Source organism: Wolbachia endosymbiont (group A) of Sturmia bella (assembly GCF_964030905.1).
Lineage (GTDB): Bacteria > Pseudomonadota > Alphaproteobacteria > Rickettsiales > Anaplasmataceae > Wolbachia > Wolbachia pipientis.
Map to the genome: position 1 here is coordinate 1,055,042 of NZ_OZ034988.1, position 13,491 is coordinate 1,068,532.

Consider the following 13,491-nt stretch of genomic DNA (forward strand, 5'->3'; position numbering starts at 1 on the left):
TATATTATATAGCACTCTAGCGAAACAAACTCTGAATATAAATGTCCGTTTTAACACTAGATCTAGGCAAACAAACAGGATGGGTAATTCTGTCTGATGGAATAATTCAAAGTGGAAGTGAGAGTTTTCATTCTAGTCGGTTTAGTGGCGGTGGAATGGTATTTTTAAAGTTTCATAAGTGGTTGAATGAAATGAAAGAAAAATTTCCAAGTATTGAAACAGTTTATTTTGAGGAAGTGAGAAGACACCTTGGAACTGATGCAGCGCATTGTTATGGTGGTTTTCTTGCAGTTCTCTCTGCTTGGTGTGAAGAGAATCATATTCCCTACCAAGGTGTTAATGTTAAAACTATAAAACGCTTTATAACAGGCAAAGGTAATGCAAGTAAGAGTGAAGTTATTGAAGCTGTAAAGGAAAAAGGGGGTTTGCCTAAAGATGATAATGAATCTGATGCTTTAGCATTAATGTTCTATGTTATGGATTTCAGTAAAGATACTAATAAGATGAAAAATCCATAAAAAGTGGGTCCTTTCGGCCATAATGGCGGGTTTGGTGGGTCAGACCCCAGGCCTTCTTTAGCGTCAGAGATATTTTGAATATTAACTTTTTAATTATTAAGATATGAATTTAGCAATCCACTATTATCCTACTCAAAATCTGGTCGAATATGAGCGTAACCCACGTAAAAATGACGATGTGGTCAACAGAATGTGTGCTTCTATTCGGGAATTTGGCTTTCGTATTCCAATAGTTGCAAAAAGTGATGGTACTGTGGTTGATGGTCATTTAAGACTTAAAGCAGCAAGAAAACTTGGTATGGAAAGTATTCCAGTGGTTTTAAGTGATAATTTAAATGAACCACAAACTAAAGCTTTTCGGTTACTGGCAAATCAATCAGCTAATTGGGCAAAGTGGGACGATGATCTTTTGAGAGTGGAAATTCAAGAATTAGAAGATTTGCAGTTTGATCTTAAAATGACTGGATTTGAGCTAGAAAAAGTTCAAAACTTTCTTGATGATTTAGATGGTGAAGAAGAAGATCTTTCTGACTTAGTTGTTGATGACAAAAAGGTAGAAATAACAAAGCCAGGTGATCTTTGGATTTTAGGTGATCATCGAATCTATTGTGGTGATAGCTCTGTAGTTGAATCATATAAAGTGCTGTTAGATGATAAAATGGCAGACATTACTGTTTGTGATCCTCCATATAACGTTAACTATGGTAGCAGTCAAGACAAAAAGATATTAAACGATAATCAAGGTGAAAAGTACGAACTTTTTCTCTACGATATCTGTTCCAATATTTTAGCATATACGAAAGGTGCAATTTACATCTGCATATCATCATCAGAGTTTTCAACGTTACAAAAAGTATTTGAGGAAGCGGGAGGGAAATGGTCAACATTTATCATTTGGGCAAAGAATCACTTTACGCTAGGAAGATCAGATTATCAAAGACAATACGAAGCAATGCTCTATGGATGGAAAAGCGGCAATAAACGTGAGTGGCATGGGGGTAGAAATCAAAGTGATCTGTGGTTTTATGATAAGCCAACGTACAACTCACTGCACCCAACGATGAAACCAGTGGAGTTAATGGAGAGAGCGATAGTAAACAGCAGTAGACCAGGGGACATAGTTCTTGATCCATTTAGCGGGTCTGGGAGTACGTTGATTGCATGTGAGAGGACAGGAAGAATCTGTAGAACGATAGAGCTAGATCCTACGTTTGTAGATGTGACCATAAAACGTTGGCAAGTATACACGGGAAGAGAAGCGATACTTTCCAATACTGGCAAAACCTTTGCCCAAATTCAAGAAGAAAAACGGTAAAAGAAGGGAGAAAAAAGTGGAAGGAGGAAAAATCACGCAGACGGAATGGGCAAGAGAACTAGGAGTTTCAAAGCAATACGTCTGTTACTTAGTAAAGAAAGGAATAGTTGAGCTGGAGGATGGTTTGATTGACCGAGAACAAGCAAATGAAGCGGTGGCAGCAATAAGAGATCCAAGTCAGCCACTTAGGAGAAAAAATCCAGAAAACGAAAATACAAATAACCTTTCTACAATGTTGCTAAAAACGCGAATAAAAAATGAAATGGAGCGAGGAAGGTTGCTAGAAGCAAAGGCAAAAGCTGAAATAGGAGAACTTGTAGCAGTAGAGGAAGTAAAGCGCGATGCATTTAACGTAGCAAGAGTTGTACGTAATAATTTGCTTAATATTCCAAATAGAGTTTCAGCACTACTTGCATCACTGAGTGACACTGAAAAAATTCACGAGACGCTAACTGAAGAGATTACAAACTCACTTGAAGAATTATCTAACGCTAAATTTAAAATATAAAAAGATTTTGAATACAAAATGGCTGATAACTTAAGTTTAGAGTTAATAAAGTGTTTAATCAATCAACCTGGATTAGATGTTAATGTCAGAGGGTTAAACGGAAAAACTCCACTGCATTGCGCTATAGAGTTTGATGAATTAAGCATGGTGGATTTGTTACTCACGAAGAAGAATATTAATCCTTTTGTGGAAGATAATGAAGGTAAAACATCTCTTGATTACGCCAAAGAAGGGAAAAAAGCAGAAATATTACAAGCGCTAATTAATAACAAGTACGGGTCAGAACAAGATAGCTTACTTCATTTAGCTGCAATGATAGGTGAAGTTAATGCAGTTAGATATTTGATCAGAAAAGGTATTGACGTTAATGTACGAAATGCTTTGCACCATACTCCATTACATCTAGCAGCAGGAATAGGACATGCAGAAGTTGTAAAGATTTTGATAAGAGAAGGAAAAGCTGAAATCGAGGTTTTTGATGCACGAAATCAGACACCGATGCACTATGCAGTTAACAACAACAAATTGGAGATAGTAAAGTTATTACTGGAGCTAGGAGCAGATGTAAATAGCGCACGTGTAGGACAAAACTCGATGAAATTATCACCTGTTCATATAGCTGTAAGTAATACTAATTACGATGAAAGAGACTTATGTCTTGATATCCTCAAATGCTTAATAAAGGAGCCTAATGCTCAAGTCAATTTGCAAGACTACGAAAGTAAAACACCACTACATTACGCTGAAAGACTTAAAACAATAGAGGTTTTACTAACTCGAGAGGATATAGATCCTTTAATCAGGGATGATAATGGTAAGACACCATTTGATTACGCTAAACCTGAGATAAAGAAGGCTTTGATGAGTAATAAATACGGTTCTGAAAAGAATAGTCTACTACATTTAGCTGCACAAAGAGGAGAAATTGAGCTTGTAGAGTCTATCTTAAAAGAAGAAATCGATATTGATATTGTAAATAATAAAGGTTTATCACCGGTTTACCTTGCTGCGGAAAAAGGGCATTTACATGTAGTAAAGTTATTGCTGAAAAAAGGAGCAAATTATACACCTGTTTTACATTTAGCAATTAAATCAAACAATTTAGAGTTACTTAAAGTTTTATTTACTGAAAAAAATGGTGCATTGCTCTGCAGAGATACCGTTATTAATTTTCCAACCCTTCATAATAAATATATAGCACAGAGAGAAATAGCAGATAAAAGGATGAAAAAACATAATAATATTATCTGCATCTGTATTACAGTTAGCGCAGTAGCAATGGCAGCATATATAGGTTTAACAGCAACAACAATAAGCAGTGCAATCATTTTTGCAACAACAACAGGGATATTTGCGCTTATTATAGCACTAATGATAAGTGAGATGAGCAAAAGATATATAGAAAAGGAATTTCAGAAAAAGATGTTTATGGAATTGGAAGAGTGTAGTTCTACTGTTAATGATGTTGAGATAGAACCAATGATGAGTAGATGCAGACAATGATATACGCCACATCTTTTTCTGAAGGTTTAAAACCAGATCCAGAGCTTAAAGTATCAGAGTGGGCAAATGAGTATCGAGTTTTAGCGCCAACTGCAGCATCAGAGCCAGGTAAATGGAGAACAGAAAGAACTCCTTATTTAAAAGAAATCATGGATTCACTTTCTCCGTCCTCACCAGCAGAAAAAGTAGTATTCATGAAAGGAGCGCAGATTGGAGGAACAGAAGCAGGAAATAATTGGATTGGCTATATTATAGATCAAACACCAGGTCCAATGTTAGTAGTACAGCCAACAGTTGAAATGGGAAAGCGTTGGTCAAAAGGAAGATTTGCGCCACTGATTGAAAGTACACCATGTTTAAAAAGTAAAGTAAAAGACCCAAGATCAAGAGATTCAGGGAATACTGTACAAAGTAAGGAATTTCCAGGTGGAATAGTAGTAATAACTGGAGCAAATAGCAGTGTAGGACTGAGATCTATGCCAGTAAAATACCTCTTTCTTGATGAAATAGATGCCTATCCAGGAGACTCAGGTGGAGAAGGAGATCCAGTTTTACTCAGCATAGCTCGTACCAATACATTTGCACGGCGAAAGATTTTTTTAGTATCAACACCAACGATTCATGGAATAAGCAGAATTGAGAAAGAATTTGAAGCAACAGATAAGCAGTACTTTTTTGTACCATGTCCGTATTGTAATTACTATCAAGTTCTAAAATGGTCACAAATTAAATGGGAAAACAACGACTCAAGAACAGCACATTATGTCTGCACTGAATGTAGCGGCAAAATAGAAAATCATCAAAAGACAGAGATGCTTGAGCGTGGAGAATGGAGACCTACTAATAGAGTAAAAGGTGAGAAAAAAGGATTTCATCTTTCAAGTCTTTATAGTCCAGTAGGCTGGTATAGCTGGACTCAAGCAGTAGAAGATTTTCTTCATGCAAAAGAAAGTGAACAATTACTAAAAGTATGGATAAATACTACGCTTGGAGAAACCTGGGTAGACAAAGGAGAAGTACCAGATTGGAAGCAATTATTTAACAGGAGAGAATTTTTTCCCGTAGGCACAGTACCTAGGAGAGAAGTGGTGCTTACTGCAGGAGTAGATGTCCAAAAAGATCGTTTAGAGGTGGAAGTTGTAGCATGGGGAAAAAGCCGCGAAAGTTGGTCAATAGAATACCGAGTATTTGAAGGTGATACTGGAAGAGGAGAAGTATGGGGAAAACTCTCTGAGCTCTTAAATCATCATTTTATCGGTGAAAATGGTCTTGAATACATGATAAGTATGATGGCGGTTGATGCAGGGTATGCAACGCAGGAAGTTTACAACTGGGTGAGAAGTCATCAAGGGTCTGGAAGAGTAATGGCAGTGAAAGGTGTAAATAAAGCACTAGTGCCGCTGAGCAGCCCAAGTAGAGTAGATATAACAGTTGGAGGGCAAAAGCTGAAAAGAGGAATAAAGCTCTGGCCAGTCGGAGTATCGATATTAAAGTCAGAGCTTTTTCAATTACTTAATATTTTAAAAGAAGGTGAAGAAACACCGCCAGGGTATTGTCATTTTCCCGAGTATGCACCTGAGTATTTTAAGCAGCTAACGGCAGAGCAATTAGTCAGCAAAGTAGTAAAAGGTTATACCAAACAAGAGTGGCAAAAGGTAAGAGAAAGAAATGAAGTATTAGACTGTAGGATTTATGCAAGAGCAGCATCGATAGCACTGGGAATAGATAGATGGCCAGAGAGTAAATGGAATAGTTTAAGTGAAAAACCAGAAAGTAAAAAATCAAAGAAAATAGTGAAAAGCAAATGGATCAGCAGCATCGATAGCACTGGGAATAGATAGATGGCCAGAGAGTAAATGGAATAGTTTAAGTGAAAAACCAGAAAGTAAAAAATCAAAGAAAATAGTGAAAAGCAAATGGATCAGCACCGGAACAGACAAAATCTGTTAAACCAGAAAGAAACGTCCTAATGCACATTGCAGTAATTTTTGGATATAATTTTATGAAGAAGTGCTTCTGCAGTTATAATCGAGTTCGCAATGGTGCAATAAATGCCCGTGGATCAGTATGATTTTGGAAGGGACGGTCAAACCATTGATGGAGCTTCTTAGCTACCTCGTTTAGAAGATTGTGTAATATAACCGCCCCAAGCTAAAGCACTTCTTCATTGTAAGGTATATATAAGGGATTTTATATGGCAAAAGCAAAAAGTAAATTAGAAGTAGTGAATCCTAATGCAGCAGGGATTGATATTGGTTCATCTGTACATTATGCATGCGTACCAGAAGGGAGAGATAAACAACGCGTTCAAAAATTTGGGTGCTTTACAGTAGATCTTCATAACCTAGCAAAGTGGTTGAAAAAGTGTGAAGTTAGAACGATAGCCATGGAATCAACAGGAGTATATTGGATTCCTTTGTTTCAAATACTTGAATCATATGGATTCGAAGTTAAACTGGTAAATGCACGACATGTAAAAAATGTACCTGGAAGAAAATCAGACGTTCAAGATTGCCAGTGGTTACAGCAATTACATAGCTATGGGTTACTTCAAGGATCATTTAGGCCTGATAACCAAATTTGTGTACTACGTGGTTATAATAGACAACATGACAACCTGATAAAAAGTGCAGCTGTACACACTCAACGTATGCAAAAAGCATTAATTCAAATGAACATTCAATTACACAAGGTTATTAGTGATATTACAGGTGTAACTGGTATGCGAATCATTAAAGCAATAATTGCGGGTGAAAGAAACTCTAATAGATTGGCTGAATTGAGTGATAGACGAATAAAAAATGACAGATCAACCATAGCAAAAGCACTAACAGGTGACTATAGAGAAGAGCATTTGTTTACATTAAAGCAAGAATACGAAGCATATACTTTTTTTCAAGAGCAAATAAAAGAATGTGATAAAAGTATGGAAAACTATTATAAAACACTTGAAACAAGATCAAATGAAAATAAGCAATGCAGTAAAGTAAAGAGGTCTGCAGGAAACAAACCAAACTTTGCTGCACACGAAGAATTGTATCGAATAACTGGCATGGATTTCACCAAAGTTCCAGGGCTTAATACATCAAATATACAGACCATCCTCTCAGAAGTTGGTCTTAATGCTAATAAATGGCCATCAGAAAAACATTTTACTTCTTGGTTGGGATTATGTCCATTTAATAGGATTACAGGAGAAAGAGTGATTAGAAGTGGAACTCGTAAAGTAATTAACCGTGCTGCAAATGCTTTTCGACTTGCTGGTTATTCTATGTTGCACAGTAAAAGTGCATTAGGTGCGTACTGTAGAAGATTGAAAAATCGATTGGGAGCACCAAAAGCAATAACTGCTACAGCAAGAAAATTAGCATGTATTTTTTATCAAATGCTGAAATGTGGACAAGAATATGTAGAAAAAGGAATGGATTATTATGAAAAGTTATATAAGGAAAGAGTAGTAAAGAATCTGGGTAAAAAAGCCAATGAATTTGGTTATATCCTGATAAAAAAAGATGAGCTGATAGGGGAAGTTTCTTAGAAGCAAGTAATAAATGTATAACGAAGATTATTTAATTCAAGTTGAACAAGCAATAAAGAAGCTTCAGAGTGGCGAAAGAGTGGTATCAATTGCATATGGTGACCATGTGGTGAGATATGCTGAAGTAGATATAAATGATTTACTAAGCTTAAGACAACGTATTAAGGCTGAATTGAAAATTGCAGGTATGAAGCCAAAGAGAAAAATTGTTTTTTCAACAAATAAAGGGGTTGACAAAATTATGTAAAAATGTTATAGTTTAGAGTTGATATCTTACAGTGAATAATATGGATCAAAGTCAAGGAAGGCTTAATGTTAATGTAAATTTTGAGGGGGAATTTGCTCAGTATCTTACAGAAATGGCAAAAGTTCAAAATAGAACTATTGAAGAAATTGTAAAAGATCTAGTAGAAGAAGAACTTGAGGTAAGTAAACTATCTGAAGGTGACGAAATGGATGAAGGAGAAATAGCTCTACTTGAACTTGCTGCTAAACGTAATGTTCCTGGAGCAAAAATAATTAGACATGAAGATATCAAGTGGGAATAATTTACCAAATTGGTTATTTAGAAGGTGTAGATACCGAAGATCTTCCTTCTCTTCCGAAAACAATACGGTTAAGGGTGCAAAAAGCTATAGAAAAACGTCTCACAATTATTCCTGATAAAGTAGGTGAGGCTTTATCGCATAAATGGGTAGGCTACTTTAGGTTGCGTGTTGGCGATTATCGAGTCATATACTTAATAGATAACTCAGAGCACATGGTCAAAATTGCAGCAATAGGACATCGAAAAGAAATTTATAAACGTAGTCCAGAGTAATGACTCTCTACATACAATCTGTTGACCAAATTCTCTAGCAACTTGCTATAATTTTTCAATGTCAAATTGTGCAACAACTTGTTGCATAATCAAAGAGGCAAAATGTTATTAAAATCATTCAAACAACTATTTAACAAACCAAAGATAAAAAGCTCAGCCTGGGATGCTGCAGGCTCAGGAAGAAGATTTTTTCACTTTCAACCAGAGTTAGGAAGTATAAACAATTTGCTGTCTCAAAACCTTGAAACTTTACGTAGTAGATCACGTGATATGGTGAGAAAAAATCCATATGCAGCAAATATTATTGATACAATAGTAAGTAACTCTATTGGAACAGGAATAAAACCGCAATCAAAAGCAAGGGGTGGGGAATTTCGAAAGAGGGTGCAAGAATTATGGCTAAGATGGACAGATGAAGCAGACAGTAACGGAGTAAGTGATTTTTATGGATTACAAGCTCTAGTATGCAGAAGTATGATAGAGGGAGGAGAATGTTTTGTACGTTTAAGAACGAGAAAGCTGGAAGATAGATTTTCTGTGCCATTACAACTGCAAGTACTTGAGTCTGAACATTTAGATAATAAAACAAATCAAACTTTAGGAAATGGTAATGTAATAAGAAACGGGATTGAGTTTAACAAGCTTGGGCAAAGAGAAGCATATTACCTATTTAAAGAACACCCTGGTGAAGGCTCATTTGGTGAATCAGTGAGAGTGCCAGCAAATGATGTTTTACATATTTATAGACCATTAAGACCTGGGCAAATTAGAGGAGAGCCATGGCTTTCGAGTATACTGCTAAAGCTCTATGAACTTGATCAATATGATGATGCAGAATTAGTGAGAAAAAAGACAGCAGCGATGTTTGCAGGGTTTATTACAAGGCTAGATCCTGAAGCAAATATTTTAGGAGAAGGTGAAAGTAATGAGCAAGGAGTAGCACTATCAGGTTTAGAGCCAGGAACAATGCAGCTTTTAGACCCAGGAGAAGACATAAAATTTTCAGAGCCATCTGATGTAGGAGGAAGTTATGAAGCATTCATGAGACAGCAGCTGAGGGCAATAGCAATAGGCACAGGGATAACATATGAGCAACTAACAGGAGATTTAACAGGCGTTAATTATTCATCAATCAGAGCTGGATTAATAGAGTTTCGTCGTCGATGCGCTATGCTGCAACATAACATTATGGTATTTCAATTTTGCAGACCAGTATGGAGTAGATGGCTAGAACTTGCCACTTTATCTGGAGAGCTTCCTACAACAGATAATCAAATATTTAAAGATGTAAAATGGATACCGCAGGGATTTGATTGGGTGGATCCACTAAAAGATCAGCAAGCACAGCAAATGGCAGTAAGGAATGGATTTAAGAGTCGATCGGAAGTAGTATCAGAAATGGGTTACGATGTTGAAGAAATTGACCAAGAAATAGCAGAAGATCAAAAGCGTGCTGATTCTCTCAACCTTTTCTTTGATTCTGATGTCAGGACACAAACAAAATAAATCTCGTTTACTTTATGGAAATTTTACAAACCAACTGGCTATGTAGGCCGATGATGATAGAGCAAAAAAGCTTTGACCTGTTGTCACTATATAACGGAAAACAACCTATCTTTAAAAATATAAAACATGCAGTAAGAAATAGTGAAAGAGGAATAATACCGATACATGGCATTTTAACTAAAAAACCTGGTGCATTTGATGAAATGCTCGGAATGACATCATATGAGCAAATAGAAGAACAAATTACACAAGCATTAGCAGATAGTAGCATAGAGACAATTATACTGGAAATAGATAGCCCCGGAGGAGAGGTAAACGGTATATTTGACCTAGCTGACTTTATTTATGAATCAAGAGCAAAAAAGAGGATAATAGCGATAGCAAATGATGATGCATATTCTGCTGCGTACGCTATAGCCTCTAGCGCTGAAAAGGTATTTGTGAGCAGAACCTCAGGAGTAGGAAGCATAGGGGTAATTGCAAGTCATATAGATCAAAGTGGATTTAATGAAAAATGTGGAATAAAATATACCACAGTATTTGCAGGAAGTAGAAAAAATGATTTAAATCCACATGAGCCAATGACGTCTGAAAGTCTGGAAAGCTTACAAAAAGAAGTAGACCGACTATATGAAATGTTTGTGCAGCTAATAGCGAGGAACAGAGGTCTTTCAATTGAAAAGATTCGATCAACGGAGGCAGGGCTATATTTTGGCGAGAGAGCAATAGAAATAGGTCTTGCAGATGGAATTACAATTCTTTCATCTATTAATAAAAACAGGAGTATTACTATGAATGAACAAACTACAACTGACCTAGAAACTGATAATTTAACTAAGTATCGTACTGAAGTTCTTGAATTAATACGTTTATGTAACTTATCACGAATGCCAGAGAAAATAGAAGAATTTATAGAGCAAGGCGTAAGTATTGAGCAAGCCAGGGAAGTTTTAATGGAATTACTTGCAGAGAGAACGAAAAAGACAGAGATACTGAGTGCAATACCGCAGAATTCAGGAGAAGAGTTGATGATGGAGGTAGCAAGGACTAGAGCGCAATCAAGTATTTAAGTTTTTTTATAACCGCCGCGTACAACAATTACAAACATGGCGGTAAAACTAAAGGGGAAAATAAATGAGGAAATTTTATGAGTTGTATAATCGAACAAAATAATCTAGGTGACTTATTAAAGTATGAGGCATCAAGTCTATATTCAAGAGACCAAATAACGGTAGCCAAGGGACAAAATCTTAAACTTGGTACAGTTGTTGGTAGTGATAAGGATAACATGATTAAGATAATAAATCCAACTGCAACAGATGGTACACAAACAGCAATAGGTGCGATAGTAAGTGATGTAAATGCGACAGAAGATGCCAAAGCAGTAATCATTACACGTATAGCAATGCTAGCAGATCATGCAATTGTGTGGCCAACAGGTATCACTGAAGAGCAAAAAGCTGCAGCAATAAAGCAACTTGAAGGACGAGGGATCATTGTCCGCAAGGGAGTGTAACTTAAATTAATAAGGGGGAAAAAGAATGCAAAATCCATTTACGAATACAGCATTTAGCATGACGGCACTAACAAATGCGATGAATATATTGCCGATAAATTATGGACGTGTTGAAAATTTAAATTTGTTTCCAATTCAATATACCATTCTGGATGCAGCTGCTTCTGGGCCAAGTTTATCTTTAATGCTCATTGTTATAATACCGCTTTTACCAATCATTTTAACTTACACTGGTTATTGCTATTATGTCTTTCGTGGAAAATCAAATTATGAACACACATATTAAGGAGTTAGTGACCTTATGGTTAAAACGTTACCCTTAAATCAAGCAGTCGTTCAGGCAATGGCGTCAACTCAAGAGCCTTCATTAGCAAACCTTCCTATGGATTTTCTGAAAAGTTTTTGAGTATATTGTATTTTTAATTTGTAGAATAAGTTTTTTTCCTTTTTGCATGCTAACCAAAAAGGGTTCTGTCATCCTTCTTGTCATATAAGTAGCTTGACGCGGGCATTCAGTTTTCTTTATAATTTTCTTTGTGAAAGAACAAAAATGCTTATTTGTAACCATAGCTGGCTTACCAAATGCTGGGAAGTCTACATTAATTAACAGCATCATAGGCAAGAAAATTGCAATTGTCACCCCTAAAGTGCAAACAACAAGGACGCAAATAAGGGGTGTTGCAACATGCAACAACACACAAATTGTCTTTACTGACTCCCCAGGAATTTTCTCAGCAGAAACAAAACTTGAAAAAGCTTTAGTCAAATCTGCATGGTCGGCAGTTAAGGATAGTGACATCACTTTGTTGCTTGTTGATGTAAGCAATTATTTGAAAAATATAGAAAGAATTAAGACTATATTTATGCGGCTGCAGCGCACAAAAGGCAGATGCATTTTGGTTATCAATAAAACTGATTTGGTAAAAAGGCCTGAATTAAAGATGGCGCATGAGCATCTGAATTTGCTTTATAAATTTGAAAAGGTTTTTATGATATCAGCATTAAAGAATGATGGACTTTCTGATTTGATGAATTACTTGTCTGAAGTTGCATCGGTGAGCCCCTGGTTTTATGAAGAAGATCAAATAACCGATTCCTCGACAAATTTTTTATCAGCAGAAATTACGAGAGAAAAATTATTCTTGAACTTGCGTGAAGAATTGCCATACTCTACAGCTGTTATAACTGAACAATTTGAGGAAAAAAAAGATAAGAGTTTAGTCATCAAACAGATCATATTTGTGTTGAAAGATAGTCATAAAAAAATAGTACTAGGAAAAGATGGCAGTAATATTAAAAAAATTAATATCGAAGCGCGTGCTGAACTAGAAAAATTATTTGAGTGCAAGGTACACCTCTTTTTATTTGTGAAAGTGCGACCTTGGATCGACCGTCCGGAGGAGTATATAGGCAATGCTTAATTCTTTATTGGTATTTGATATTGAAACTATACCAGATGTAAATTCCTGCAAAAATTTACTCAATATTAGTGATGATAGTAGTGTAGAAGAGAAGAGGGATGCATTAACAAAATATCATCTTGAAATAACAAACGGGCAAAACTCTTTTCTGCGTCAGCCTTTTCACCTTGTTGTAGTTATTAGTTTTTTACTTTGCAATATAAGCTACCAGAGTGGTTATGAGGTGTTCACACTGCAAGAAATAAGATCTGGAGGCACACTAAATTCCAGTGAAAAGGAGCTAGTGAAAGGATTTTTTAACTACATATCAGAGAAAAAGCCAAGATTAGTTTCGTTCAACGGACGCACTTTTGATATACCAGTGCTGAAGTATCGTGCTATGGTCCATGGCATTCAAGCAGAATATTTTCATAAAGCTGGCGATAAGTGGAATAGTTACAATCAGAGATATAGCAGTGATTGGCATTGTGATTTGCTTGAATCCCTCTCTGATTTTGGAGCTTCTGCGAGAGTAAAAATGAACGAAGTTTGTGCAGCATTTAATCTTCCTGGTAAGATTGGAGTTGATGGGTCACAAGTTATGGACTTATACGATAGCGGCAAGATACAAGAGATTCGAGATTATTGTGAAACAGATGTAATTAACACTTATTTGATTTACTTAAGGTTCATGCATCATCAGGGAAGGATTACTACTGAAAGCTACACCAAAAGTGTGGAAGAGCTACTTTTAGAGTGCGAAAAAAAAGAATACCTAAAGAAATTTAAAGAAGAATGGCAAATAACTTGTGGTGGAAAAATTTTACTTCCATAGAATAAATAGTCGAGTTATAATGCACTAACAAG

At 36.1% G+C, this 13,491-nt stretch carries 15 protein-coding genes; all 15 read left to right on the forward strand.

The features are described from left to right. Positions 1-41: 41 nt before the first annotated feature. The 15 genes from ACQH3L_RS04955 (at position 42) to ACQH3L_RS05025 (ending at position 13,459) form a co-directional block, all read left to right on the forward strand. Complete coding sequence (locus ACQH3L_RS04955) at positions 42-518, forward strand: crossover junction endodeoxyribonuclease RuvC (protein ID WP_425384698.1); 477 nt, start codon at positions 42-44, stop codon at positions 516-518. Between the two features lie 103 nt (positions 519-621). Continuing rightward, on the forward strand, positions 622-1,833 hold the full coding sequence (locus tag ACQH3L_RS04960; protein WP_425384699.1) for a DNA modification methylase: 1,212 nt from the start codon (positions 622-624) through the stop codon (positions 1,831-1,833). A gap of 16 nt (positions 1,834-1,849) precedes the next feature. Beyond that, positions 1,850-2,341: a hypothetical protein gene (locus ACQH3L_RS04965; protein ID WP_425385017.1), complete on the forward strand. Its 492-nt coding sequence runs from the start codon at positions 1,850-1,852 to the stop codon at positions 2,339-2,341. Between the two features lie 18 nt (positions 2,342-2,359). Next, positions 2,360-3,844: an ankyrin repeat domain-containing protein gene (locus ACQH3L_RS04970; RefSeq protein WP_425384700.1), complete on the forward strand. Its 1,485-nt coding sequence runs from the start codon at positions 2,360-2,362 to the stop codon at positions 3,842-3,844. After that, positions 3,841-5,685: a phage terminase large subunit family protein gene (locus tag ACQH3L_RS04975; protein ID WP_425384701.1), complete on the forward strand. Its 1,845-nt coding sequence runs from the start codon at positions 3,841-3,843 to the stop codon at positions 5,683-5,685. Before ACQH3L_RS04970 ends, ACQH3L_RS04975 begins: the two co-directional genes overlap by 4 nt. 353 nt (positions 5,686-6,038) lie before the next feature. Continuing rightward, entirely contained in the window at positions 6,039-7,382 is a 1,344-nt protein-coding gene (locus tag ACQH3L_RS04980) for an IS110 family transposase (RefSeq protein WP_262986668.1), read from the forward strand. Positions 7,383-7,395: 13 nt separating this feature from the next. Continuing rightward, positions 7,396-7,629 carry a gpW family head-tail joining protein gene (locus tag ACQH3L_RS04985; protein WP_155968603.1) on the forward strand — a complete coding sequence of 78 codons (234 nt, stop codon included), beginning with the start codon at positions 7,396-7,398 and terminating at the stop codon, positions 7,627-7,629. A gap of 40 nt (positions 7,630-7,669) precedes the next feature. Next, positions 7,670-7,930, forward strand: a complete 261-nt coding sequence (locus ACQH3L_RS04990; protein ID WP_012673197.1) for a hypothetical protein — start codon at positions 7,670-7,672, stop codon at positions 7,928-7,930. Continuing rightward, entirely contained in the window at positions 7,921-8,202 is a 282-nt protein-coding gene (locus ACQH3L_RS04995) for a type II toxin-antitoxin system RelE family toxin (protein ID WP_010962706.1), read from the forward strand. The genes ACQH3L_RS04990 and ACQH3L_RS04995 overlap by 10 nt, the downstream gene beginning before the upstream one ends. 102 nt (positions 8,203-8,304) lie before the next feature. Next, a complete protein-coding gene (locus ACQH3L_RS05000; RefSeq protein ID WP_425384702.1) occupies positions 8,305-9,708 on the forward strand; it encodes a phage portal protein in 1,404 nt (467 codons plus the stop codon). Between the two features lie 14 nt (positions 9,709-9,722). Further along, complete coding sequence (locus tag ACQH3L_RS05005) at positions 9,723-10,778, forward strand: S49 family peptidase (protein WP_425384703.1); 1,056 nt, start codon at positions 9,723-9,725, stop codon at positions 10,776-10,778. A gap of 77 nt (positions 10,779-10,855) precedes the next feature. Then, a complete protein-coding gene (locus tag ACQH3L_RS05010; protein WP_425384704.1) occupies positions 10,856-11,224 on the forward strand; it encodes a head decoration protein in 369 nt (122 codons plus the stop codon). A gap of 25 nt (positions 11,225-11,249) precedes the next feature. Continuing rightward, complete coding sequence (locus ACQH3L_RS05015; protein WP_425384705.1) at positions 11,250-11,510, forward strand: hypothetical protein; 261 nt, start codon at positions 11,250-11,252, stop codon at positions 11,508-11,510. Between the two features lie 250 nt (positions 11,511-11,760). Then, positions 11,761-12,645 carry a GTPase Era gene (era, locus tag ACQH3L_RS05020; protein WP_010082484.1) on the forward strand — a complete coding sequence of 295 codons (885 nt, stop codon included), beginning with the start codon at positions 11,761-11,763 and terminating at the stop codon, positions 12,643-12,645. Further along, the gene (locus ACQH3L_RS05025) at positions 12,638-13,459 is read left to right on the forward strand and encodes a 3'-5' exonuclease (RefSeq protein ID WP_425384706.1); all 822 of its coding nucleotides are present in this window, start codon (positions 12,638-12,640) and stop codon (positions 13,457-13,459) included. The genes era and ACQH3L_RS05025 overlap by 8 nt, the downstream gene beginning before the upstream one ends. Positions 13,460-13,491: the final 32 nt, after the last annotated feature.

Excerpts from the sequence above, each read along its gene's own strand:
- ACQH3L_RS04955 (WP_425384698.1), top strand. The coding sequence starts at position 42 with ATGTCCGTTTTAACACTAGATCTAGGCAAACAAACAGGATGGGTAATT.
- ACQH3L_RS04960 (WP_425384699.1), top strand. The coding sequence starts at position 622 with ATGAATTTAGCAATCCACTATTATCCTACTCAAAATCTGGTCGAATAT.
- ACQH3L_RS04970 (WP_425384700.1), top strand. The coding sequence starts at position 2,360 with ATGGCTGATAACTTAAGTTTAGAGTTAATAAAGTGTTTAATCAATCAA.
- ACQH3L_RS04975 (WP_425384701.1), top strand. The coding sequence starts at position 3,841 with ATGATATACGCCACATCTTTTTCTGAAGGTTTAAAACCAGATCCAGAG.
- ACQH3L_RS04980 (WP_262986668.1), top strand. The coding sequence starts at position 6,039 with ATGGCAAAAGCAAAAAGTAAATTAGAAGTAGTGAATCCTAATGCAGCA.
- ACQH3L_RS04985 (WP_155968603.1), top strand. The coding sequence starts at position 7,396 with ATGTATAACGAAGATTATTTAATTCAAGTTGAACAAGCAATAAAGAAG.
- ACQH3L_RS04990 (WP_012673197.1), top strand. The coding sequence starts at position 7,670 with ATGGATCAAAGTCAAGGAAGGCTTAATGTTAATGTAAATTTTGAGGGG.
- ACQH3L_RS05000 (WP_425384702.1), top strand. The coding sequence starts at position 8,305 with ATGTTATTAAAATCATTCAAACAACTATTTAACAAACCAAAGATAAAA.
- ACQH3L_RS05005 (WP_425384703.1), top strand. The coding sequence starts at position 9,723 with ATGGAAATTTTACAAACCAACTGGCTATGTAGGCCGATGATGATAGAG.
- ACQH3L_RS05010 (WP_425384704.1), top strand. The coding sequence starts at position 10,856 with ATGAGTTGTATAATCGAACAAAATAATCTAGGTGACTTATTAAAGTAT.
- ACQH3L_RS05015 (WP_425384705.1), top strand. The coding sequence starts at position 11,250 with ATGCAAAATCCATTTACGAATACAGCATTTAGCATGACGGCACTAACA.
- ACQH3L_RS05025 (WP_425384706.1), top strand. The coding sequence starts at position 12,638 with ATGCTTAATTCTTTATTGGTATTTGATATTGAAACTATACCAGATGTA.